Raw genomic sequence first — 23,789 nt, forward strand, 5'->3', positions numbered from 1 at the left:
TAATCTTTGTAAACACGTATTCTGGAAGCAAGTTAGTTTTCGCATTAAATGGCAACCGGTTCGGCTGGTAATTCATTATAGCTACCAATTTATGGTCAAAACGCTTCAGAAAATTGATTCTATTCAAGGGCTAAGAGCTATTGCTGTTGTATTGGTTGTATATACGCATGCCATAGACTCGTCAATGACTATTTTTAGTACATCCACACAATTAGACTTTTTCTATCTCGAAAACTGGGGTTCTATCGGGCTTGATTTATTTTTTGTAATAAGTGGATTTATAGTAACCAGAATTATTTATTCCTACAGACAGGAAGATGGCTGGAAAGTCTTTGCTTACAAGCGTATCCTACGGATAATTCCTCTCTATTGGGGGCTCTCTATTGTTGCTACAATACTGACTATCAGAACGTACCCAATCAGGGCGGCTACCTTTGTTAAAACGGTGCTGTTCTTTCCTATTTTCGAATCAGCGTTTGAATTTCCGGTTATAGGTGTTGGCTGGTCGTTGAGTTACGAAGTGTACTTTTACTCAATTGTTGTAATTTTATTAGTATTTCAAGCTAGAGAAATAAAATTAATTGCGCTCCTTCTACTTCTATTATTGGCCTTGCTGGGTACACTTTATGATTCCCCTGTTGTGATTCTACAATTTCTGACCAGCCCGCTTTTGATTGAATTCGCGTTGGGCATAGGTTGCGGTATACTGTATGACTTAATTAAGACAAATTCCAATTCAGCCAGATTCGGAATGGTGACTTTTAGTCTTGGGATTTTGACTATGCTTTCGTCGATTTTTTGGAATTACGGCGAAATATCAGAAGCGGGTTCTGTGACATCCAGCAATTATTTGGCCTTTTTGCGGAGTATTTTTTGGGGCATTCCCTGCTCGTTATTTCTCCTGGGTTGCACGTTACTGGAACGGGCCTATTCATTAGCTATTCCCTCTTTACTGATCCGAATTGGCGACGCGTCTTATTCGAACTATTTACTGCACGGATTGCTCATCAGTTTCGGACGTAGAACTATTCTGGAGCTTAACCTCAGTGCCGATCTGTATATTTTGTTTCTCGTTATCATGTGTACGGCAGCCAGCCTGCTCATGTATCGATTTGTAGAAAAACCATTGACAGACAGCTTGACGAACTATTTCTTTCCCCGAAAGCTGAAGACTACCTAACCGGTGAGTTGAGGCAGGTACGTTGTCTGTCTCTAGAAGGCAACATAGGCCCATCAGGCCACTATAAGGGGGCTGATACGGCTCTACTCCTGAACAGAAGTTAGCTATTCTAACAGGTAAAAGACGAGTCCATCAGCGGCAACTGCCAAACAGACAAGGCTGTGAAGATTGTTTTATAAGCTACTGAATATCGATAAGCTTTCTGATCAAATAGTCTTTTAGCACAAAGACAGAATGGCTCTGCAGGTTGACGGTTTCGCCTGCGGTCAGATCATTGTAATCAACGGCAAGCGTAGCCGTAAAGTTGATTTTGACGCTGATAACGTCATCGGCGATAGTTCGGTCGCGCAGGATCTGTTCGCGTTGTGCAAATAGTTGGGCCGCTTTCTCGGCCTGCTCGCGAAAAGCGGTTTTCCCAGCCAGTTTCATGGTGGGATGACCGTTGGTCAAATGCTCGAAAATGACATCGTCGGCCAGGCAGGCCATCATGCCCTCAATATCTTTGCGGTTGTATGCGTCAACGTAAGCGATAACTGTTTGTACGTTCGCTTCTTCAATACCAGTCATGCAGGTGGAACTTCGGTTTGGTAATTTAACCCTGAAATAGGGGAAATTTAGCCAAACTATCACACACTTGACCTCCCCACGTTTGGATTCGCGTACTTTTGACCCGTAATACAAACCAGAAATAACCTTCCGACGCTCTATGCAGACCGTAGACTCCTACAATTTTGCCGGTAAGAAAGCCCTCGTTCGTGTCGACTTCAACGTGCCGCTCGACAAAGCTTATGCCATCACCGACGACACCCGGATCAAAGCGACCATTCCGACCATCAAGAAGATTCTGGCCGACGGTGGTTCTGCCATTATGATGTCGCACCTGGGCCGTCCCAAGGATGGACCAACCGAGAAATATTCATTGAAACACCTGGTTCCCACGTTGTCGGAGACATTTGGCCGTGAAGTAAAGTTCGCTGACGATTGCATTGGTCAGTCGGCTACTGATTTGGCTGCCAGTCTGCAACCGGGCGAACTATTGCTGCTCGAAAACCTGCGTTTCTACAAAGAAGAAGAAAAAGGTGACGTAGCGTTTGCCGAAAAACTATCGAAACTGGGTGACGTTTGGGTAAACGACGCTTTCGGAACGGCTCACCGTGCGCATGCCTCAACGGCGGTAGTTGGTCAGTTTTTCCAGGATCGTGTTTGCGGGTACGTGATGCTGGCTGAAATTGAAAACGCCGACAAGTTGCTGAACAATGCTGAGCGTCCGTTTACGGCTATCATGGGCGGTGCCAAGATCTCTGACAAAATCCTGATCATCGAACGCCTGCTCGACACGGTGGATACGCTCATCATCGGCGGCGGCATGACTTACACGTTTACCAAAGCACAAGGAGGACAGATTGGTAAATCACTGCTCGAGGCCGATAAGCAGGATCTGGCTTTGGAAATTCTGAAAAAAGCCGAAGCCAAAGGCGTGAAGATCGTAATGCCGGTCGATAACGTCTGCGCCGATGACTTTTCAAACGATGCCAACAGTCAGGTAGTAGCTACCGGCCAGATTCCCGACGGTTGGGAAGGGCTAGACATTGGTCCGAAATCAGTTGAGTTGTTCAAAGAGATTGTGGCCAACTCGAAAACCATTCTCTGGAATGGCCCAATGGGCGTATTCGAGTTTCCGAACTTTGCCACAGGTACCAACGCCATTGCCGAAGCGGTGGTGAAAGCCACCGAAGAAAACGGCGCGTTTTCACTCATCGGCGGCGGCGACTCAGCCTCGGCTGTCAACAACGCTGGCTACGGCGACCGAGTCAGCTACGTGTCGACCGGCGGTGGTGCCCTGCTCGAATACATGGAAGGCAAAGTGCTGCCGGGTGTAGCGGCACTTCAATAGGTTTCGAATTTGACGTTTCGGGTTTGATGTTGCGCTGCTAGTCCACAATACGGTTGATTAGCAACGCAACGTCAAACACCAAACTAAAATAAAAATGGATTCGGGTCAGGACATAGCCCCAGCCAATAATCGCGTTCCGACAATCGACACACGCCGGGAAAGTCGCCCCGTAGGCCCAGCATATCGTGCATAAGCTGGAAATGTAAATGTGGCGGCCAATCGCCATTCTCAGGGTAAGGGCCAAGTTCGGCCAGTTTTTCGCCCGCTTTAAATTCCTTTCCTTCGTATAGATCCGTCAGCGATGTTCGCGACAGGTGCCCGTAGAGGCTATAGCGCGGAAAGCCATTGACGGCCTTCGATGCGGTCTGGTGCTCCAGAATGATCGTAGGGCCGTAATCGGCGTAGCGGGCGTTATCGGCAAAGCTGTGCACTATGCCGTCGACCGGTGCAAATACCGGCGTACCTGCTGCTGCCCAGAAATCAACGCCAAGGTGAATCGTGCGGGGCTCCTCGTCGGTCGGTGTAAAATGGCCACTGGCTCGGTATATAACCCGATCTTCGGCATAACCGCCTACCCCCATTACGGCACCCGCAGCCTGTAGCTTGTCGGCAACGTACCTGGCGAACGTGCTTGTATCGGTTAAATCAAGGCTGGCCAAATCAGGGTTTTGTGCCGTAAAGTCGAGCAGTACGTACGGATCGTGGGCAAAATCGAAGGGTAGTAAACGCATGGTGTATCGCTTTATGTTGCTGAAATCTATAGTTCTTAACCAGATACGTAGGCCCGAGTTCCTTGTTTTGCTCAGTCACGTACCTGAACTTTACGGCCAACGTCATTACCCGTTTTAAAAACCGATTCTCGCATGAAAATTACCGTAGTAGGAGCAGGCGCTGTAGGGGCTACCTGTGCCGATAACATTATCCGTCGCGAACTGGCCGAAGAGGTCGTATTGCTCGATATCAAAGAAGGTCTTAGCGAAGGCAAAGCCCTGGATATGTTCCAGACGGCCACGCTTTGTGGTTTCGATACCAAAATAACCGGCAGCACCAACGATTACGCCAAAACAGCCGGTTCTGGTGTTGTGGTTATCACATCGGGCATTCCGCGTAAGCCAGGCATGACCCGCGAAGACCTGATCGGTACCAACGCCAACATTGTAAAAGGCGTAACCGAAAACATTCTGAAATACTCGCCCGAGGCCATCATTATCATCGTGTCGAACCCGATGGATACCATGACCCAACTAGCGCTTCAGGCATCGGGTCTGCCCAAAAACCGGATCATCGGTATGGGTGGTATTCTCGACTCGGCCCGCTTCAAAACGTACCTGTCGCTGGCCATGGATTGCCCACCCAACGACATTCACGGGGCTGTAATCGGCGGTCACGGCGATACGACCATGATCCCGCTCACGCGCCTGGCTACCCGTAACGGCGTGCCGGTGAGTCAGTTCCTCGATGAAGAAACGCTTCAGAAAGTAGCGGCCGATACGATGGTAGGAGGCGCTACACTGACCAAATTGATCGGTACGTCAGCCTGGTATGCACCAGGTGCGGCTGTGGCCGAGCTGGTAGAAAGCATTGTTCGCGACCAGAAACACATTTTCCCTTGCTGCGTAGCGCTGGAAGGTGAATATGGCCAATCCGACATTTGTTTGGGTGTTCCGGTAGTGATTGGAAAAACCGGCTGGGAGCAAATTATCGACTATAAACTGACCGACGACGAGCAGGCTACGTTCAACAAATCGGCCGAAGCCGTGCGGAATATGAACGAAGTGCTGAAGACGCTATAGGAGTTAAGAATTGAGAGAAGAGAAGCAAGAGACAAGAGATGCGCTGCTATATCAGAATTGTTTGATCTGGCGGAGCAACCGCGACGGCAGACCGTCTTGTCCCTTGCTTCTCTTCTCTCACTTCTTAATTCAATTATGGTGAGATATTGACAGGTACTTACTTTACCTGACATGAACTTGTTTCATCATAGGTTAGTAATAAGAAAACACGTCGGCCCCTTGGTCGACGTATTTTTTTTGTAGTAAGTCTAAACATCGTTTTTCTTTACTTTACGCCCGCCTAATGGGCTCTATCACCCTTTCTTGCATGAAAAACTTAATTTTTCCTGTCGCGCTGCTGACATTATTGTCGGGGGCGGGATGTCAAAATTCAACAAAGTCGGAAAACGCCGACGATACCACTGCTATGCAGACCAATACCACTGCTATGTCTGACTCAACCGCGGTTGATTACAAATTGCCTGATCCGAAAGCGTTCGATGGCACAATCAATGGAAAGAAAGCGGGCCTATACATCCTAAAAGGAGATAACATTCAGGTGGCCATCACCAACTATGGGGCACGCATTGTAGGACTGCTGGTGCCCGATAAAAACGGCAAAATGACCGATGTGGCTATGGGCTTTGGCAGCCTGAAAGAGTACGAAGCACCCGGTGCCGAGTTCTTCGGTCCGGTGGTGGGTCGCTTTGGTAACCGAATCGGAAAAGCACAGTTTACGCTCGACGGAAAGACGTATAAAACCGCACAGAACAACAACGGCAATACGCTTCACGGCGGGCCAGATGGATTTCACCGTCAGGTTTGGGATGCCAAACAGGTTGATGATAAAACCTTGCAGCTAACGTACCTGTCGAAAGACGGCGAAGGCGGGTTCCCTGGCAACGTGACCACTACGGTTACCTATTCAATTGATGGAGACAATGCGCTGAAGATCGATTATAAAGCCACGACCGACAAGGCGACACCCTATAACCCAACCAGCCACGGGTTTTTCAACCTGAACGGCGATGGCAGCGGTACCGTCAATAACCATGTGTTAATGATCGATGCTGACAAGTATTCGAAGGTCGATAAAGGGCTGATTCCGCAGGGTGAGCCTGCTTCAGTTGAAGGTACGCCGTTTGATTTCCGGAAGCCTACTGCCGTTGGGGCGCGGGTCGACGAGAAAAACGAGCAACTGACTTTCGGCGGCGGCTACGACCACAACTGGGTCTTGAACCACAAAATGGGCACACTCGATAAAGTAGTCGAAATTGTTGGCGACAAGTCAGGCATCAAGATGAGCGTATCAACTACCGAACCGGCTATGCAGTTTTACGGCGGTAACTTCTTTACGGGTGCCGACAAAGGTAAATACGGCCAGGTGACCAACTTCCGGGGCGGTTTTGCTTTGGAAGCCCAGCACTACCCTGATTCGCCAAACAAGCCAACGTACCCAACAACCACGCTGAAACCGGGACAAACGTATACCCAGACAACTACGTATACGTTCGATAAATAGTTGACTGAGCAGCATAAACTGCTTATCGAAAGAAGGTGAACAGACAACGCTCCGGCTTAGTAGAGAGACTACATGACTTCTCTACTAAGCCGGAGCGTTACGTTATGCGTCTTTAACCACGTTATTACGAGGGCGATTAATTCGTCTTCTTTTCCACTGAATGAACATCGCGGAACGCATCCATGATGCGTGACCAGAAGCGTTTACCGGGTTTCTCATCTGATTTCGCAGTGGCTACCGCTGTGGTCGATTTTGGTGAGGTGACCCTGGCAGAAGTAGGACGACTGGTCTTTTTTCGCGTCTTCTGAGGAGCCTTTTTGACCGTTTCGGAAGCCGTTTTTTCTACCGGTTGCTGATTAGCAGTGGCATCGGCAGGAATACCAAGTAAACAAGCCGATACAAGGCAAGAGAAAACGGGTATGGCGATTATCCGGGTCATAACTAGGCTTTGATATGATTAGTTGGTCAGGCGTTCATTCTTACGAAGGAGCAATATATAAATTTTAGACGAAGCGATTAGACAAAAATTGTCAGTAAAATAATATTTATTTAGATCTATAGAATTGATAGTTATCTGTTTCGACTCCAAATGTCTTCCAACTAAAATGCCTTCGAGTCACCTATAGGCCACTGCATACGAATCCGTTATCTTTGCTGTCACTACGTGTACACATTATGTTCGAGAACCTACAGAGTAAGCTTGATAAGGCCTTCAAAACCCTGAAGGGTCAGGGCCGCATTACCGAAATCAATGTTGCCGCTACCATCAAGGAAGTACGCCGGGCGCTGACCGACGCCGACGTGAACTATAAAGTGGCCAAAGATGTGACCGACCGGGTGAAGGAAAAAGCCCTCGACCGGAAAGTGCTGATTGCCGTTGAGCCGGGACAACTGTTTATTAAGATCGTGCAGGAGGAACTGACCGAACTGATGGGCAGCGAGGCCAAACCGATCAACCTTAAAGGTGATCCGGCCGTGATTCTGATTGCCGGATTGCAGGGGTCGGGTAAAACTACGTTTTCGGGGAAACTGGCCTCATACATCAAAAAACAGGGCAAGAGCGTACTGCTCGTTGCCGCCGATATTTACCGCCCCGCCGCCATTGATCAGCTAAAAGTACTGGGCGAACAAGTTGGTGTTGAGGTATTTGCCGAGCCAGAGAACAAGAACGCCGTTTCTATCGTGCAGAATGCGCTGGCACATGCAAAGAAGTCGGGTAAGAAAATCATGATCGTGGATACGGCCGGTCGTTTGGCGGTCGACGAGGTGATGATGCAGGAAATTGAGCAGGTGAAACTGGCGCTCAATCCAGCTGAAACCCTGTTTGTGGTTGACTCAATGACTGGGCAGGATGCGGTAAACACGGCCAAAACCTTCAACGATCGTTTGAACTTCGACGGCGTGGTGCTGACCAAACTCGACGGTGATTCGCGGGGTGGAGCAGCGCTGTCGATTCGGGCGGTAGTGAACAAGCCGATTAAGTTCATGAGTACCGGCGAGAAAATGGACGCGCTCGACGTGTTCTATCCCGACCGGATGGCCAGCCGGATTCTGGGCATGGGCGACGTGATTTCGCTCGTTGAACGTGCCCAACAGGCGTTCGATGATGACGAAGCGCGCCGGATCAATGCCAAGATGCGGAAGAATCAGTTCGATTTCGATGACTTCCTGAGCCAGTTGCAGCAGATCAAAAAGATGGGTAACATCAAAGATCTGATCGGGATGATTCCGGGTATGGGCAAAATGGTGAAAGACCTCGATCTGGATAATAAGTCATTCGCGCCCATCGAAGCGATCATCAGTTCGATGACGCCGAAAGAACGGTCTCGCCCTGAAATCATCGACATAAGCCGCAAAAAGCGTATCGCCGCCGGTTCGGGCACGGATGTTCAGCAGGTGACTAACTTGTTGAAGCAGTTCGACGAAATGCGGAAGATGATGAAGAAAATGAACAACATGCAGTCGTCGGGCAAGCTGGCGAAGATGATGAAATAAAGATTTAAAGAGTGAAAGAGGTGATGAGTGAAAGAGTGAAAGGTGCTCTGCTTGCATCACGAGTCGATCACAGGCAGAGCACCTTTCACTCATCACCTCTTTCACTCTTTTACCATATGAAGCACCTCGCCATTCTCCTGTTTCTTGCCTTACCCATATCTGCCTTCTGCCAGGCGTCGGTGGGGTATTATCCGTTCAATAGCTTTGGTTTGTTTACGGTCAGTACCAACCCCGATAAACTGGTTTGGCTCGATAGCCGCTTACAGACCAACTCGCTGTTCGAGCAACTCAGCACCACGTTTTGCCCGATGGTGAACGTAAGCCGTACCGAGCGGGTCAACTATTATGTAGGACCGGGTATTCAGGTCAACGCGCTCAATGCCGTGAATGGCGACAAAATTCTGGAAGGCTACTCACTGCACGTTGGCGTGCGGGCGGCACCGGTGGCTAGCCTGCCCAATTTGCGCGTTGCCTTTGAGCTATCGCCATCAGCCCGGTCGAACTTCAAATCGGGCGTGTTTTACTCGTATCTAGGGCTTGTTTGGCACTTTCGGAAACGCGCTGATCAATAGACGGATATAGCCTTATTTTCATCTATTTTTAAGCCCGGTACTATCCCAGTTACCGGGCTTTTTGCGTTACTAATCCAGAAGAGTTTACAACGTCATTTATGAACACATCAATAAACCCATTACGTACTTCTGTGGCACTTTTCGTCGTAGGTACGTTGCTGCTGACGGGCTGCAAAAAAGATCCCGTTGAGGTTAGTCCAACTGGTGTAACAACGGCCGATGCCGCCGTCAACGACTGGATTCTGGAGAATATGCGATATGCCTATTACTGGAACGATAAAATTCCAGCTAGTCCGAACAAGGCGTTGGCGCCCGACGCTTTTTTTAATGGGTTGCTGTATAAATACAATGCAACGTCTAACCCGCAAGGTGATCGCTTTTCCTGGATTCAGGAAAGTGCGGCCGAACTGACTGCGACGCTTAACGGCGAGACCACAACAACCGGTCTTGATTTTACACTTTTACTGGCCGCACAGGGATCGACGGATGTAGTGGGTGTTGTCACTTATGTAATAGCTGGTTCGCCTGCCGACAAAGCTGGTATGAAACGGAATGACATATTTTACTCGGTTAACGGTATCAGCTTAACTACGGATCAGGCCGTATTAAACCGAGCTTTCGCCGATGAATCGGTAACACAGACGTACGGAATTGCCACTATTCAGAATGGAGCTATTGCGAAAACGAGCAAAACCGTAGCGGTGACGCCAGTGGTACTTCAAGAAAATCCAATTTTTAAAGATTCGGTGTATACAGATGGTAGTCGCAAAATTGCGTATCTGATGTATAACCAGTTTGTACCGGGCCCCAATGGCTCATCAACAGCCTCTTACGACACTCAGATCAATACCATTTTTGGAAAATTTAAAGCGCAGGGTGTCAACGAATTAATTCTGGATTTGCGTTACAACGGAGGAGGGGCATCTACTTCGTCTACTAATTTGGCCAGCCTGATCGTGAAAGAATTGAATGGTCAATCTAATCTGGTTTTCCATCGCCGGGAATATAATGCTTCACTGACACAGGAAATCAGGGCGAGTGAGGGCGATAATTTCTTCAACACGTATTTTCAGCCGAAGACTAACAATATAGGAAATCAGTTATCGCGGGTGTACGTGGTTACTACGCGGCGAACGGCTTCGGCAAGTGAGTTGGTGATTAATGGTCTTCGTCCGTACATGACCGTTAACACAATTGGCACGACTTCATACGGTAAAAATGTTGGTTCGATTACCATTACAGACGATGAAAATAAGAGCAACAAATGGGGTATGCAGCCCATTGTTTTCCGGACCTTCAACAAGAATAACGAGTCAGACTACTGGGCAGGCTTCACACCAACAGTAGAAGTCAACGAGCCGTTTGGTGCATTGGTACCATTAGGTGATTTGCGTGATCCTCTTTTGGCTACCGCTATCAACCACATGAAAGGGCTGACTACAGGTGGCCGCCGGGCAAGTACGCCTGACTTAACTATTGGTTCATCTGATGACTTCAAGCCGGGCGCTAACACGTTGTACACAGCATCGCCGTTTGTGAAACTGAAATAAACCTAGCGTACCAGTACCTTACGGGTAAGCCGACGGGTTTCGGTTTGGGCCGTGAGCAGATAAACGCCCGATGGGAGGGGATGTTGCAGCAGCAACGTTACCTGTCCGTCGGGCGTTTCGCGTTGCTGGTACCGGATGACTTGCCCGCTGAGGGTCGTAATCAGGTACGTTGCACCGGGTAGGTTGCGGGGCCGCACTACAATAGATGAGCCATCGCCGGGGTTGTCCAGCACGGTAAAGTCAGGTACGTTGTCAGGGACGTCAACGGCTAGTGGTTTGCTGACTGAAACGGCACCATCAGCATGGGTTTGTTTGAGCCGATAATAGCTCGTTCCGGCCGGGGGAAAGTCGTCGGTGAACCGATAAATGGTCTGATTCGGCTGGGTACGTACCTGACCAATTTCGCTAAATGCCTGTGCATCTCCGCTCCGCTCTATCCCGAAAAAGTTTGCTGATTGGTTAGCCGAAGACCAGGACAAATCAACTTGCGAGCCATTTCTGATGGCCTGAAAGTCTGATGCTGACAGGGGCAAAATGCCGGTGATATCGCGTATCAGAAAGTTATCGAACTGAAATACCGCTGCGTACACATCATCGTCTATACGCAGTTTAAAGTCGGTCATGGTTTGGTTAGGCGTAATCACCGGTAGTCCGTTGACTACTTCGGTGTTGCCGACCCACAAATCGTAGGTGTCATTTGCCAGGGTTTGTAGCCCCCCGCCCGGTTGCAGATACGTTACGGTGTAGCCCGTGTTGTTCAGGACCAGTGTTAATGTTTGCTTACCGGTAAAAGTAGCTGAATTGAACGAACCGGCACCGCCAACGGGAATATGCCGCACTGAAAACTCGTATCCGTTACCCGTGAAGTTGATGCCAAACCGGGCATAGATATCGGCATTGCTGGGATTGCCCGGCCCGTTGCTGAAGCCATTGCCGACGTAAAAAAGCAACGCGCTGTTACCAGCCGTCGTAGTAGCCGATACCACCTCAAAATCCATCTGCATGTAGAGCGAACCGGGGGTTGGTGAAAAATCAGTTGAGCGGGCAAAATGGCCAGTGCTGCTGTTATTTGGACGATCGAATTGCAACGCGCCGTTGACAATGGCCACCGACGGTCCCGTTATGCCGTTAAACTGATTAGCGTTGGGTGATCCACTGATGTATTGGCTCAGTGGACTGCCCGCCGAAAAATCCTGCTGAAACAGGGTAGTTTGCGCACGGACAGGTTGTAGGAAAAGAGAAAACAGACCAATATAGGCAGCAAGCTTCATGGCAAACGGGGTGGATCTGTTGCCAAGCTACTGAATTATCTACTGCTTACAAATTTATCAGTATACGAACGTTTCTGAATTATGCTGAATCGTGACGCATTTGCCCGAGTAAGTTTCTACGTGACCAATAATCTGAGCATCAATGCCAAACGACTGCGACACATCGATAACTGTTTGCGCGTATTCGGGAGCCAGATAGACTTCGAGTCGGTGGCCCATGTTGAAGACCTTGAACATTTCCTGCCACGAAGTACCGCTTTCCTGCTGAATCAGCTTGAATAGCGGTGGTACGGGCATCAGGTTATCTTTCACTACGTGCAGGTCGTCAATAAAGTGCAGCACCTTGGTTTGGGCTCCACCCGAACAGTGTACCATGCCGTGAATCTGTCTCCGTAGCTGATCGAGCAGCGTTTTTACTACCGGTGCGTAGGTACGTGTCGGCGAAAGAATTAGCTTGCCCGCCGGAACGGTCTTACCCTGACCTACTTCAATTGGCGACTGCAAGTTCATGCTGCCGCTGTAGATCAAACTACGATCAACGGCGGGGTCGAAGCTTTCAGGGTAACGGTCGGCGAGCCCATGTGCCAGTACGTCGTGCCGGGCCGAGGTAAGGCCGTTGCTCCCCATGCCGCCGTTGTACTCGGTCTCGTAGGTTGCCTGTCCGTATGAAGCCAGGCCGACTACCACGTCGCCGGGCCTGATCTGATCGTTGCTGATCACGTCGGCGCGGCGCATTCGGGCAATAACGGTGCTGTCTACAATCAGTGTACGGACCAGATCGCCCACGTCGGCCGTTTCGCCGCCAGTGCTGTGAATATCGATGCCGTGGTCGCGCAGCATCTGAAGCACCTCTTCGGTACCGTTGATGAGGGCAGTAATGACTTCGCCGGGAATCAGGTTTTTGTTACGCCCAATAGTCGATGATAGTAACATAGGTCCGGTGGCTCCTACGCAAAGCAGATCGTCGGTATTCATGACCACGGCATCCTGTGCAATGCCTTTCCAGACGCTCATATCGCCGGTTTCGCGCCAATACAAATAAGCGAGCGATGATTTGGTGCCCGCACCATCGGCGTGCATGATGGTGCAGTAATTGGGGTCGCCAGCCAGGGCGTCGGGGACAATTTTGCAGAAAGCCTTCGGAAAAAGGCCTTTGTCGAGACGGGCAATAGCGTTGTGAACGTCTTCTTTGTCGGCAGAAACGCCCCGTTGGGCATAGCGGTCAGTCATGCGCGCAAAGATAAGGCAAGGTGCGGTCTGTCGTTGCGTGAAGTAACAGTTACGCTATACTTCGATTGATAATTCTAGGTCTTTTCCTATATTGCTTATCAACTTAATAGAATAGTATTTTCACTCAATTGTTTAGTCGTTATGATCCGTGATTTTGCCGAATTCATCAAAAGGGGTAATGCCCTGGACCTGGCTGTTGGTGTACTCATTGGTGCAGCTTTTGGCGGAGTAGTTACTTCGCTAACCGAAAATTTACTAGCTCCTCTGATTGGACTTGCTTTGGGCGGTTTCGATTTGAGTCAGTCGCTCGTAGTATCGCTTACCGACAAGGCACAGCTTAAATTCGGGGCTGTCATTCAGACGTTTATTAACTTTCTGATCACCGCCTTTGTCATCTTCTGGGTCATTCGCCTTTACAATCGGGTGACCGGCTCTGCACTGGGCGTCCCGGCTCCACCTCCCGGCCCATCGCCAACCGAAGAACTACTGACCGAAATTCGCGACGAATTACGGAAACGGCCGGTGCAAAGTATTTAAAGTCCAATGTCTAAAGTCTAATGTTCAAAGTTGCTCCGCTGATTCAGTAATCGTGGGCTAGCAGAGCAACTTTGAACATTAGACTTTAGACATTGAACTTCAGACATTAGATATTGAACGCTACTCGTAGAAAATACCCGCTTCGCGGCGCACATCGTCGAGCAGGGTCATCAGGTTCCGGCTGTCGGTATGGCTCCAGAGTGGACTTTCGGTGAATCCTTCGTTGAGGCAGTCCATCACGTGTTGCGCTTCGTAATCATAACCATGTGTACTGCGGTCGAAGGTATGCGTAACCGATTCTGCATCGGGCTTTTCAAGCGTTACGACGGTCGATTCGTGAAAACGTCCGTGAATGCGAATGGTGCCTTCTGTGCCGTAGATCAGGGCCACGTTTTCGGTATTGGCCATAAACGTGCTGTTCAGAATAGCCATCGCTCCGTTCGAATAGGTCAGCACCATGCCACATTGTTCATCAGCACCCGTCGGGGCCAGCGTTGCTGATGCTTTAATGCTTACCGGCATACCATTAATGAGATAACTGATAAAGAGCGGATAAATGCCGATATCGAGCAGGGAGCCGCCGCCGAGTTCTTTGTTGAACAGTCGCTTGCCGGGATCATAATCGGCCTTGAACCCAAAGTCGGCTTTGATGGTCAATACTTGTCCAATAGCTCCTTCGTCTACCCATGACTTCGCCTGTTGAATCGTGGGCATAAACCGGCTCCAGAGGGCTTCCATCAGAAACGTTTGCCGCGCTTCGGCTACGCTGAGCATCTGATTTACATCACCAATGGCCATACCAAACGGTTTTTCGCATAGAACCGCCAATCCGCCATTCAGGCAAAGCAACGTATTCGCCCGGTGGTACACGTGCCGGGTGGCAATGTAGACCACGTCGATTTCGTCGGCCATATCGAGCAGGGCTTCATACGAACCCAGAGCAAGAGGAAGTGTTCCGTTGGCTCGTGTATACTCCGCGGCAAAGGCATCGGCGCGGCCCTGATCGGTCGAGGCAACTGCCACTAAATCAGCGTTGGGAATGGTAATCAGGTCGGTAGCGAACTTGTGGGCGATGCGGCCCAGGCCCAGAATGGCCCAGCGAGTTTTAGTTGACATGGTTCTATTTTTAGCGCAATGAAGCGACTTTTGCGAAAATCATTGTGTCACTTCAGTAAAAACAACGTTATGCGCTTTCTCCTTCTTTTGCTGTTTATGTTCTCGTTTCTTAGGTCAGCGGCTCAAAACACAGAGCAACCCGACCCTTTGCGCCCATCTGTTCCCGACAGTGTACAGGTAGCCGCCGATTCGGTCAGGGCTGTTACCGATTCATTGGCTGGAAAGCCAAAAAGCAAGTCAGCTTTTAAGTCGGTATATCGGTATAGACTCACGGCCGATGGTACGTTAACTAGTGGTAACATTAACCGATCTCTGTTGCAACTTGTTAGCGCGTTCGATGTAGAGGTGAGCAAGATTGCCAAACTATCGACCACGCCGTCGTTTGTATTTGGCCGCCAAAACGGGGTACTGGCCGAACGGGAATATTTCGGTGATGCCCGCCTGACCATGTTCTACGAAAACCGGCTGTACTACCTGGCTTTCGGGTCGTATGAACGAAGTAACCTGCGCCAGATTTCAAACCGGTACACGGCGGCGGCGGGGTTAGGGTACAAACTACTGGCCCGGAAGCGAGCTTATATATCGCTGACCAATGTACTCATTCGCGAATACACCGATTACGTAGAACTGAGCGACGTAAATATCTGGCGAAACTCGGCACGGCTATTTGGCGAGTATACCTTCGACGAAGATCGCTGGAAGGTGTCGCACACTGCATTTTATCAGCCCGCGTTGAGCAGACCGCTCGGACAGCCGCGAAATGTGCGTTGGAATGGTAGCGTAAGCGTTCAGTACAAGTTTAGTACGTCGTTGAGTTTCAGAACTACACTCGCTAATTCGTATGAAAGTATTTTGGTGCCGGGGCGGGTCAATAACGACCTGCGCTTAACGCTCGGCATGACCTATGAGCGCAAATAGCAGTTAGTAACGCTGCTGTCGGTGCCAGATGCTCAACCCCGCCAAAACCAACAAAAAGGCGATCAGGCGTAATGCCCAATGGGCCTGACGATTTCCGATTTGCTCCTGAAGACGCCGAAAATGTTTCAGGCCAACAAGTGAGGAATGATCGATGAATGCCAAAAAATCGTAAAAAAGCAGTAGACACCCGTAAAAGAGCAGGTAAATACTTATATACATATAGTTGGTACTGTGTTGAATGGACACGAATATAAAGCGCAGTTAAGTGTAATTACTTAGTATTTTAGTTTAATTGTTTTTTAGGTTTCCAAATTGTTTTAATTGTTACAATAATGATTTCAAGCGTACTTTCTTTGGTCACAAAAAGCGTTTCAGTATTCAATCTACAGGTAGAAATGTCTGTTTGTTTTTTGGTTATCAGGGTTGATAGCTTTGCACCATGAAGCGAAACCTACTGCTCCTGTTCTGCATGATGACAACCGTTTACGGACGGGCGCAGGATTTTCGCTGGACGCCGGGTGTAAAGCAGGCTTATACGGATCTGACGAAAGGCAGGTTAACGGCAGCCAGGCAAATCTTGATGGCAGAGCCTGATGCTCCCGTTAACGGATTACGGATTTTTGTGGCTGATTATGCAGATATGATTGCTCTGCTCAGCTCTGATGATGACCGGTTATTTAGTCAGCTGGCAGCCAACGAAGAAACACGGCTTGATGTGTTAGAGGACCTCAACGAAAAATCACCTTATCAACGATTACTCCTGGCTGAAGTACGCCTGCATTGGGCGTTTGTGAAGCTTAAATTCGGCAAAGAAACGGCCGCAAGCTGGAGCATCATCAAAGCCTATAAACTGCTGGCCGAAAATCAGCGATTATTCCCCGACTTTCTGCCCACTTACAAATCGCTGGGTATGCTTCGGGTGATGATTGGCTCGGTTCCGGAAAGCTATGCCTGGGTGCCGAGGTTGCTTGGCCTGCGCGGAAACACCCGCGATGGGTTGGCCGATTTGCAACGTGCTCAGCAAGATCCTGTTTTTAGAACAGAAGTCCGCATGGCAGAACTTCTTATTCGGGCCTACATATTACAATTTACAGAAAGTGACGAGGCCAACTTAGTGCATTTTATAGCCGATGCGCCGGATAACCTGCTGGTTCGGTTTTTCGCTGCAACCACGGCCATGAAAAACGCTCAGTCAGAACGGGCGCTGACGTTACTGGTCTCCCGGCCCCGTGGTTTAGCTTATGTCTCGTTGCCGGTTATTGACAATCTGCTGGGTGATATTTATTTGCAAAAAGGGGAATACACCACCGCCATTGGCCATTACGGACAATTTTTGAACGTGTATAGAGGTCAAAACCTGATAAAAGATAGCCATTATAAACGCTTTCTCTGTTATTGGCTGGCCGGCGATGAATTGCGCGCCCGTGCCGAACTGTCGCGTGTGGTTGTCAGTGGCCGAACCACCGTTGAGGCTGATAAAGCAGCGCAAAAGGCAGCCACAACGTACCTGAAAATTTTTCCAAACCAACGGCAACGTGTCTTGACGCAGGCCCGGTTTGCGGCCGACGGTGGTTTTCTGGATCAGGCACTGACTGTGCTGAAACCATATACTGAAGCCAGCTTTCAGACCTTGCCCGAGCGGGCGGAGTATCAGTATAGGCTGGGTCGTATTTATCAAAAACAGGGCAACGTATCTGGCGCAATGGCGGGTTTTGAACGATCTATTCGCTTAAGCGATCCCGAGCAGCTATCCTTCGGAGCGACATCAGCCCTGCAGTTGGGCTATCTCTATCAGCAACAGGGTAACGTCCCCAAAGCCCGACAGGCTTTCGAAAAGGCGCTGAGCTATAAGCACCACGAATACAAAAACAGCGTCGACAATAAAGCCAAAGCCGCGTTGAACAGTTATCAGTGAGCAGTTATCAGCGTTGCTTGGGTATAGGCTCCTTAGCGGAGCAACTGATAACTGATAACTGATAACTGATTAACTGTTCACTGTTCCCGGCTTTTGGCTACGATCTCGTGGGCTTCCTGATGATCGTCTCCTTCAGGCTCTGGAATATCTTTGATCCGTTTGGGGTCGGGGTTATACGTTAGCGAAACCAGAATCGGGAAATGGTCGGAACCACAGGCGGGCAGGCGGCGAAGGGTTCGCAACCGGAAGTGGTGAGAAACGAAAACATGATCGAGTGGCCAGCGGAGAAAGAAGTATTCAGCGTGAAAGGTACTGTACAGTCCCCGGCCAATTCGTGGGTCGAATAGCCCACTGAGTCGTTGAAATAGACGCGTGGTGTGCGACCAGGCCACGTCGTTGAGGTCACCCGCCACCATGACAGGGCCGGTTTGCTGGCGTGCCTCGCGGCCAACCAATACTAGTTCGGCATCGCGTTCGGTAGATCGATAGTGTTCTGTTGGACTAGGCGGTTGTGGGTGTACGCCGTAAAAATGAACAATTTGCCCTGACCGGATCTCAAGCTGGACATAAATTGATGGAATATCATCTTCGACTAAGAAACGAAGTTCCTGATGTTTGAAAGGAAATTTTGAATAGAACAACATGCCGTATGTGTTCTCCTGCGGATATAAAATCCGGTGTGGGTAATCTGCTTCGAGCGGTGATAGTTCTTGTTTCCAGTGCGCACTCGCTTCCAGAATCATGATCAAATCGGGTTTGTGCTTTTGGACCAGTGAAAGCACTTTCGGGCATTGCGTGTTGGTCATCAATACATTAGCCGTTAAAAGCGTCAGTGTATTGGGGTCCTTACTAGCCTGGGTACGTTGCCCGCGTGGATACCGTTGACGGATTACCTGCCTCGGGTGTAAAAATGTATAGGGCCAGAATAGCCATGCCTGGTAAAACATGGCTGCCGTTACACCGGCTGGAGCCAGCCAATGCGGCCAAGAATAATCGTGTACGAACGATACCCAGCCAGTTAGGCCAATGGCTGCAAGGGCAGCAAGTTGAGTGTGTGGGAAATCCCAGATACGTACCCACCAGTATTCGATCCTTAGCAGATGAATAAACGAAAGGATCGTTATCAACAATCCGTAAACAAGCCAGACCCACTCAGTTGTTGTCATGCAGACTTAAACTACAGTTATGCCCTTCCGGTTTTAACAGTGAACAGTTATCAGTTACCAGTTATCAGCTCTGCTAGGGTAACTTACCTAAGCGGAGCTGATAACTGGTAACTGATAACTGTTCACTGAAAAGCTGTTCGTTGAGTAAAAACTTAGTTGATATCGTTCTAAATGCCTGTAAAGTCCGTTATTTCGCAGTAAATGAAAGTAGGAATCATCATGGGTAGCATCTCCGACCGTCCGGTGATGCAGGAAGCAGCCGACGCGCTGACGGAATTGGGCGTTGCCTGGGAAATGGATATTGTATCGGCTCATCGTACACCCGAAAAAATGCTTGACTATGCTAAATCGGCACGTGACCGGGGCATTCGGGTCATTGTAGCCGGTGCCGGTGGTGCTGCCCACTTGCCCGGAATGGTGGCCTCACTGACAATTTTACCCGTTATTGGTGTGCCGGTCAAATCAAGTAACTCTATTGATGGCTGGGATTCTGTATTGTCTATCCTCCAGATGCCTGGCGGTGTTCCGGTAGCTACTGTAGCCCTCAACGGCGCCAAAAACGCAGGTATTCTGGCCGCACAGATTATAGCCACCGCTGACGAAACGGTTGCCGTTCGGTTGGCCGCCTACAAAGAAGACCTGAAAGAAAAAGTGGCTCAAATGAGTGAGCAATTAAAGTAACTATGTCCTACTACTATGCCCGAAACTCCTAACAACGATCGCCAAAAGGGCAATGCATCGCTACCGCTAATTACGCTATTGGTACTGGTAGGCCTAATTGCTGCCCTGCTCTATATTGGCTATGATAGTCTGGCCGATGACACCGGAAATGCCCGCGAACTAACCAGCGTGCCCCTGGATACAACGGATCAGGCAATGGCCGGACAAAGTGAGGATCCCGAAAACCTGCTGCCTGATACAAGTAGCACGCCTGCACCCGTTGACCTTTCGCAAGCACCTGCCCCGCCCGACGAGGAAGTCGCTGAAACGCCTGTTGAAAAACCGGTTGCTGAAGAGGCTGTAGCAGAAAAGCCTGAGCCGAAAAAGGAAGAACCAAAACCAGAAAAAAAGCCTGACGTTCCCATTGTCAAAGGAGCCACATCGACCTATACAGTAGGGAGTGGCGAAACGTTTTACGGCGTTGCGAATCGGCTCAACATGAAAGTAAGTACGTTGAAAGCCTTGAATCCTGATGTAAACGAAAACAACGTAAAATCGGGTGTGACGAAGCTTCGCATCAAGGTAAAAGCAGTTCACACTGTTGGTGCCGGCGACCTCTTACGGGTAGTTGCCCAGAAATATGGAGTGAGCAAAGAGGCGCTTATGAAGGCCAACCACAAAACGGAAGACAGAGCTGTTCGAGGCGAAAAACTGATTATCCCGCTTTCATCGAAAGAATAGTATCTGACAGTTACGTCATCGGGATAACTCACGTACCTGAACAAAGTATTATGCGAACCTGAAAAGAAGCCTGGTCACTGGATCAGGCTTCTTTTCAGGTTCGCATTTTGGTATGATGGTATTATGAGCGTAAAGCCTGATTTATCGTACAGCTTATATATCGATGCGCTTGCGCACATGGTTAGCAGAGTATCATTTTCTGTCAATCTGACAGAGTTAGCCCGAATGGACCGGCTTTTGGAGGGGACGTACCCAGCAACTATCACTCTTTAACTCGTTCACTCGTTCGCTTATGGAAGCCGTACAAAACGAAAAAGGACAGATCTCGATCCACACCGAGAACATCTTCCCGATCATTAAAAAATTCCTGTATTCCGACCACGAGATCTTCCTGCGGGAATTGGTCAGTAACGCGGTCGATGCCAGCCAGAAACTCCAGAAACTAGCCTCCTACGGCGAATTTGGGCAGGAAATTGGTGAATTGAAGATCACCGTCTCAGTTGACCCTGAAGCTAAAACGATCACCATCAGCGACCGGGGTGTTGGTATGACTGCCGATGAGGTGAAGAAGTATATCAACCAGATTGCCTTCTCAGGAGCTACCGAATTCATCGAGAAATATAAAGACAAGGCGGGCGAAGAAACCAATATTATCGGTCATTTTGGCTTAGGCTTCTACTCGGCGTTTATGGTAGCCGAAAACGTAGAGATCATTACCAAATCATATAAGGAAGGATCGCAGGCAGTGCGTTGGGTGTGCGACGGATCAACCGAGTACGAACTGACCGAGGTAGAGAAAGAAGATCGGGGTTCGTCGATCATTCTGCACGTTGCCCCTGACTCTGAGGAGTTCCTCGACAAATTCCGCCTTCAGGGCATTCTGGAAAAATACGGTCGTTTCCTGCCTATTCCGGTCGAATTCGACGGGAAGGTGATCAATGACGCCACGCCAATCTGGACAAAGTCGCCGAACGATCTGACCGACGAAGATTACAAAACGTTTTACCGCGAGTTGTACCCGATGTCGGCCGAGCCGCTGTTCTGGATTCACCTCAACGTCGATTATCCGTTCAACCTGACGGGCGTGTTGTACTTCCCTAAACTGGACAACGACAAGTTCCAGATGAAGCGGGAGAAAATTCAGCTTTACAGTCGGCAGGTGTTTATTACCGATGAGACGAAAGACGTGGTGCCCGACTTCCTGATGATGCTCCACGGCGTCATCGACTCGCCGGATATTCCGCTGAACGTGTCGCGGAGCTTCCTGCAGGCTGACAGTAACGTCAAGAAAATCAACGGCTATATTACCCGGAAGGTGGCCGATAAACTGAACGAACTGTTCCAAGCTGACCGTGCTGGCTTTGAAGCCAAATTCGACGACATCGGGCTGTTCGTTAAATACGGTATACTGAGCGACGATAAGTTCTACGAAAAAGCCAAAGACTTTGCGCTGGTAAAAAATACCGAGGGCAAGTACTTCACGCTTAACGAATACCGCGAGCACGTACAGGCTAACCAAACCGACAAGAGCGAACAGGTAGTGGTGTTGTATACGACCGACCGGAATCAGCAGGATGCCTACATCGAATCGGCCAAACGGCGGGGGTACGATGTGCTGTTGCTCGATACGATCATCGACGCACACTTCATCAACACGCTGGAATCGAAGCTGGAGAAAACGACGTTCAAGCGCGTAGATGCCGATACACTGGATAAGCTGATCGACACGGGCGTTGCCAACGAAAGTGTATTGTCTGACGATGAAAAGACGAAGCTGAAAGAAGCGTTCGAGACCATGTTGAACGACAAGTCGTTGATGGTCAACGTAGAATCGTTGCCAACCGACGAACTGCCTGTATCGATCACGATGCCCGAATTTATGCGTCGGATGAAAGACATGTCGGCCCTCTCGGGTGAGGCTAATATGTTTGGCAATATGCCGGGTGGCTACAACGTGGTGATCAACGCCAACCACGCCTTGTCGCAGAAAGTGCTGAGTCTGGAGGGCGACGCGCAGCAAGCGCTGGCCAAGCAACTGTATGACCTGGCCCTGCTGTCGCAAAACCGCCTGACTGGCCCAAGCCTAACCGCCTTCGTGAAGCGCACGGTAGCGGGATTGTAAGAGAAAAAGGGAGGAACGGAGGAAGGGGAGGAAGGAGGAAAGGGAGCTACCGCATAGATACACTCGCGGCAGCCCCCTTTCCTCCTTCCTCCCCTTCCTCCGTTCCTCCCTTTTCTACCTTTCCTCCTTTTCTCCATTCTCCCTTTCTTCCTTTTCTCTTTATCTTTATCAACGAAATGAATACACCCGCTGCATGAAAGCAAAAATCCTTGTCGTTGATGATGAACCCGATCTCGAACTGCTAATCAAACAGAAATTTCGGAGGCAGATTCGCGAACAGAAATACGAGTTTTCGTTTGCCCACAATGGCTTCGAAGCCATGGATGTGCTGCAACGTGAACCCGATATAGATGTAGTACTGGCCGACATCAACATGCCTGAAATGGACGGGCTGACCCTGTTGGTGAAAATGTCTGAGTTTAACCCGATTTTGAAAGCGGTGATGGTTTCGGCCTACGGCGATATGGAAAATATCCGTATGGCCATGAACCGGGGCGCTTATGATTTCGTCTGCAAGCCGGTCAACTTCGAAGACCTGGAACTAACCATGCTGAAGACCATTCAGCATGTGCACGAACTGCGGGAGACGGTGAAAGCCGTAAAAGAGAACGACATTCTGAGGATGTATGTAGACGAAAGCGTGCTGAAGTTTATGACCAAGTCGGGCTTCGAGCAATCGCTGACCGCCTCTGAAACCACCACCGCCACCATCCTATTTGTTGATATTTGCGGCTTTACGGCCATTGCCGAACGCGAAACACCCGCCACCGTTGTTGCCCTGATTAATAAGTACTTCGATGTGATGGTGAAAGAAATTCTGGGTCAGGGTGGATACGTCGACAAGTTCATGGGCGATGCTGTGATGGCCGTTTTTCAGGGCGAATACCACCTCGACCGTGCCATTGAAACGAGTTTGGCCATACGTACCCAGATTCAGCATATTCAGGAAGAACTGTCGGGAAAACCCTATCAGCCCGAAGTCTCGATTGGCATTAACACTGGCGAGGTCGTGTCGGGAAACATCGGTTCAGTAGCCCTGCGCCGCCTCGATTACACCGTGATCGGCGACGTGGTAAACACGGCATCCCGGCTGCAATCAACCGCACAGGCGGGTCAGATTCTGATCTCTGAAGTGTGTTACGAGATCGTAAAAGAGTCGTTCCAATGCGAAAGCGTGGGCGAATTCAAACTCAAGAACAAGCAAGCCCCCGCCCGCCTCTGGAACGTAATGGCGTAGGTATGTACCTACGCCATCACTGTGTCACCAGTTACCCCCCCCCATATATCTTTAAGGTCAGGATTGTCGATTAGCAATTTCATTAACTCGGCGGATGGCCTTTTTATCATGTCTTGCTGAGACAGACCGTACAGCTTTGCAATTTGGTCTAGCCGGTCAAGGTCGAGGCGGGTACGTCCGTTTTCGAGGCGGCTATAGGCGGCCTGCGTAATGCCCAATTTATCGGCTACCACTTCCTGAGGAAATCCGCAGATTTCGCGCAGGCGGCGCACGCGTGTCAAAATATCAGGCATATGGCTACGGTTGGTGTTGGATACGATTGTAACGCTAATAACGGTAAATTATGGGCCATGTTTTTATAATTTAGCTTACTTAATTTACTTATAAATAA

Annotated in this window: 23 protein-coding genes; 14 read left to right on the plus strand and 9 right to left on the minus strand. The window is 49.6% G+C overall.

Features of this window, described 5'->3' with window-relative positions:
• Window positions 1–91 precede the first annotated feature (91 nt).
• Complete coding sequence (locus ACAW87_RS24710; RefSeq protein ID WP_370726338.1) at window positions 92–1,180, plus strand: acyltransferase family protein; 1,089 nt, start codon at window positions 92–94, stop codon at window positions 1,178–1,180.
• A gap of 180 nt (window positions 1,181–1,360) precedes the next feature.
• Here the strand turns inward: ACAW87_RS24710 and ACAW87_RS24715 are convergent, their stop codons facing one another.
• Window positions 1,361–1,747: a nuclear transport factor 2 family protein gene (locus ACAW87_RS24715; RefSeq protein WP_370726339.1), complete on the minus strand. Its 387-nt coding sequence runs from the start codon at window positions 1,745–1,747 to the stop codon at window positions 1,361–1,363.
• 139 nt (window positions 1,748–1,886) lie between these two features.
• On the opposite strand from ACAW87_RS24715, the gene ACAW87_RS24720 reads away from it, so the two are divergent.
• Window positions 1,887–3,074, plus strand: a complete 1,188-nt coding sequence (locus ACAW87_RS24720) for a phosphoglycerate kinase (protein WP_370726340.1) — start codon at window positions 1,887–1,889, stop codon at window positions 3,072–3,074.
• 83 nt (window positions 3,075–3,157) lie between these two features.
• Here ACAW87_RS24720 and ACAW87_RS24725 read toward each other — a convergent pair whose 3' ends face one another.
• Window positions 3,158–3,805: a peptidoglycan DD-metalloendopeptidase family protein gene (locus ACAW87_RS24725; RefSeq protein WP_370726341.1), complete on the minus strand. Its 648-nt coding sequence runs from the start codon at window positions 3,803–3,805 to the stop codon at window positions 3,158–3,160.
• Window positions 3,806–3,937: 132 nt separating this feature from the next.
• Between ACAW87_RS24725 and mdh the strand changes: the two genes are divergently transcribed.
• Both mdh and ACAW87_RS24735 read left to right on the plus strand, forming a co-directional pair.
• Window positions 3,938–4,867 carry a malate dehydrogenase gene (mdh, locus tag ACAW87_RS24730; RefSeq protein WP_370726342.1) on the plus strand — a complete coding sequence of 310 codons (930 nt, stop codon included), beginning with the start codon at window positions 3,938–3,940 and terminating at the stop codon, window positions 4,865–4,867.
• Between the two features lie 307 nt (window positions 4,868–5,174).
• Window positions 5,175–6,368, plus strand: a complete 1,194-nt coding sequence (locus ACAW87_RS24735) for an aldose epimerase family protein (RefSeq protein ID WP_370726343.1) — start codon at window positions 5,175–5,177, stop codon at window positions 6,366–6,368.
• 136 nt (window positions 6,369–6,504) lie between these two features.
• On the opposite strand, the gene ACAW87_RS24740 is transcribed toward ACAW87_RS24735, so the two are convergent.
• Window positions 6,505–6,807, minus strand: a complete 303-nt coding sequence (locus ACAW87_RS24740) for a hypothetical protein (protein ID WP_370726344.1) — start codon at window positions 6,805–6,807, stop codon at window positions 6,505–6,507.
• Between the two features lie 236 nt (window positions 6,808–7,043).
• On the opposite strand from ACAW87_RS24740, the gene ffh reads away from it, so the two are divergent.
• The 3 genes from ffh to ACAW87_RS24755 all read left to right on the plus strand — a co-directional run bounded on the left by ffh (window position 7,044) and on the right by ACAW87_RS24755 (window position 10,485).
• Window positions 7,044–8,363 carry a signal recognition particle protein gene (ffh, locus tag ACAW87_RS24745; RefSeq protein WP_370726345.1) on the plus strand — a complete coding sequence of 440 codons (1,320 nt, stop codon included), beginning with the start codon at window positions 7,044–7,046 and terminating at the stop codon, window positions 8,361–8,363.
• A gap of 116 nt (window positions 8,364–8,479) precedes the next feature.
• Complete coding sequence (locus tag ACAW87_RS24750) at window positions 8,480–8,935, plus strand: hypothetical protein (protein WP_370726346.1); 456 nt, start codon at window positions 8,480–8,482, stop codon at window positions 8,933–8,935.
• A 131-nt stretch (window positions 8,936–9,066) separates the two neighbouring features.
• Window positions 9,067–10,485 carry a S41 family peptidase gene (locus ACAW87_RS24755; RefSeq protein ID WP_370726347.1) on the plus strand — a complete coding sequence of 473 codons (1,419 nt, stop codon included), beginning with the start codon at window positions 9,067–9,069 and terminating at the stop codon, window positions 10,483–10,485.
• 2 nt (window positions 10,486–10,487) lie between these two features.
• Here ACAW87_RS24755 and ACAW87_RS24760 read toward each other — a convergent pair whose 3' ends face one another.
• Both ACAW87_RS24760 and ACAW87_RS24765 read right to left on the minus strand, forming a co-directional pair.
• Window positions 10,488–11,756, minus strand: a complete 1,269-nt coding sequence (locus tag ACAW87_RS24760; RefSeq protein ID WP_370726348.1) for a T9SS type A sorting domain-containing protein — start codon at window positions 11,754–11,756, stop codon at window positions 10,488–10,490.
• A 57-nt stretch (window positions 11,757–11,813) separates the two neighbouring features.
• On the minus strand, window positions 11,814–12,986 hold the full coding sequence (locus ACAW87_RS24765; RefSeq protein WP_370726349.1) for an AIR synthase related protein: 1,173 nt from the start codon (window positions 12,984–12,986) through the stop codon (window positions 11,814–11,816).
• A 141-nt stretch (window positions 12,987–13,127) separates the two neighbouring features.
• Here ACAW87_RS24765 and mscL point away from each other — a divergent pair, with 141 nt between their 5' ends.
• Window positions 13,128–13,523: a large conductance mechanosensitive channel protein MscL gene (gene mscL / locus ACAW87_RS24770; protein ID WP_370726350.1), complete on the plus strand. Its 396-nt coding sequence runs from the start codon at window positions 13,128–13,130 to the stop codon at window positions 13,521–13,523.
• Between the two features lie 120 nt (window positions 13,524–13,643).
• Here mscL and ACAW87_RS24775 read toward each other — a convergent pair whose 3' ends face one another.
• Complete coding sequence (locus ACAW87_RS24775) at window positions 13,644–14,639, minus strand: Gfo/Idh/MocA family protein (protein ID WP_370726351.1); 996 nt, start codon at window positions 14,637–14,639, stop codon at window positions 13,644–13,646.
• Between the two features lie 69 nt (window positions 14,640–14,708).
• Between ACAW87_RS24775 and ACAW87_RS24780 the strand changes: the two genes are divergently transcribed.
• On the plus strand, window positions 14,709–15,557 hold the full coding sequence (locus ACAW87_RS24780) for a DUF481 domain-containing protein (protein ID WP_370726352.1): 849 nt from the start codon (window positions 14,709–14,711) through the stop codon (window positions 15,555–15,557).
• A 3-nt stretch (window positions 15,558–15,560) separates the two neighbouring features.
• Here the strand turns inward: ACAW87_RS24780 and ACAW87_RS24785 are convergent, their stop codons facing one another.
• A complete protein-coding gene (locus tag ACAW87_RS24785) occupies window positions 15,561–15,776 on the minus strand; it encodes a hypothetical protein (protein WP_370726353.1) in 216 nt (71 codons plus the stop codon).
• A 220-nt stretch (window positions 15,777–15,996) separates the two neighbouring features.
• Here ACAW87_RS24785 and ACAW87_RS24790 point away from each other — a divergent pair, with 220 nt between their 5' ends.
• Entirely contained in the window at window positions 15,997–17,472 is a 1,476-nt protein-coding gene (locus ACAW87_RS24790; RefSeq protein WP_370726354.1) for a tetratricopeptide repeat protein, read from the plus strand.
• A 77-nt stretch (window positions 17,473–17,549) separates the two neighbouring features.
• Here the strand turns inward: ACAW87_RS24790 and ACAW87_RS24795 are convergent, their stop codons facing one another.
• Window positions 17,550–18,638: an endonuclease/exonuclease/phosphatase family protein gene (locus ACAW87_RS24795; RefSeq protein WP_370726355.1), complete on the minus strand. Its 1,089-nt coding sequence runs from the start codon at window positions 18,636–18,638 to the stop codon at window positions 17,550–17,552.
• A gap of 201 nt (window positions 18,639–18,839) precedes the next feature.
• On the opposite strand from ACAW87_RS24795, the gene purE reads away from it, so the two are divergent.
• The 4 genes from purE to ACAW87_RS24815 all read left to right on the plus strand — a co-directional run bounded on the left by purE (window position 18,840) and on the right by ACAW87_RS24815 (window position 23,398).
• Window positions 18,840–19,319 carry a 5-(carboxyamino)imidazole ribonucleotide mutase gene (gene purE / locus ACAW87_RS24800; RefSeq protein ID WP_370726356.1) on the plus strand — a complete coding sequence of 160 codons (480 nt, stop codon included), beginning with the start codon at window positions 18,840–18,842 and terminating at the stop codon, window positions 19,317–19,319.
• A gap of 15 nt (window positions 19,320–19,334) precedes the next feature.
• Window positions 19,335–20,039 (plus strand): LysM peptidoglycan-binding domain-containing protein, encoded by a 705-nt coding sequence (locus tag ACAW87_RS24805; protein WP_370726357.1) that lies wholly within the window; start codon window positions 19,335–19,337, stop codon window positions 20,037–20,039.
• Between the two features lie 292 nt (window positions 20,040–20,331).
• A complete protein-coding gene (gene htpG, locus ACAW87_RS24810; protein ID WP_370726358.1) occupies window positions 20,332–22,161 on the plus strand; it encodes a molecular chaperone HtpG in 1,830 nt (609 codons plus the stop codon).
• Between the two features lie 193 nt (window positions 22,162–22,354).
• A complete protein-coding gene (locus ACAW87_RS24815) occupies window positions 22,355–23,398 on the plus strand; it encodes an adenylate/guanylate cyclase domain-containing protein (protein ID WP_370726359.1) in 1,044 nt (347 codons plus the stop codon).
• An 8-nt stretch (window positions 23,399–23,406) separates the two neighbouring features.
• Here ACAW87_RS24815 and ACAW87_RS24820 read toward each other — a convergent pair whose 3' ends face one another.
• On the minus strand, window positions 23,407–23,691 hold the full coding sequence (locus ACAW87_RS24820; protein ID WP_370726360.1) for a helix-turn-helix domain-containing protein: 285 nt from the start codon (window positions 23,689–23,691) through the stop codon (window positions 23,407–23,409).
• Window positions 23,692–23,789 lie beyond the last annotated feature (98 nt).

The sequence above is a fragment of the Fibrella aquatica genome (genome assembly GCF_041321135.1).
GTDB classification, from domain to species: Bacteria; Bacteroidota; Bacteroidia; order Cytophagales; family Spirosomataceae; genus Fibrella; species Fibrella aquatica.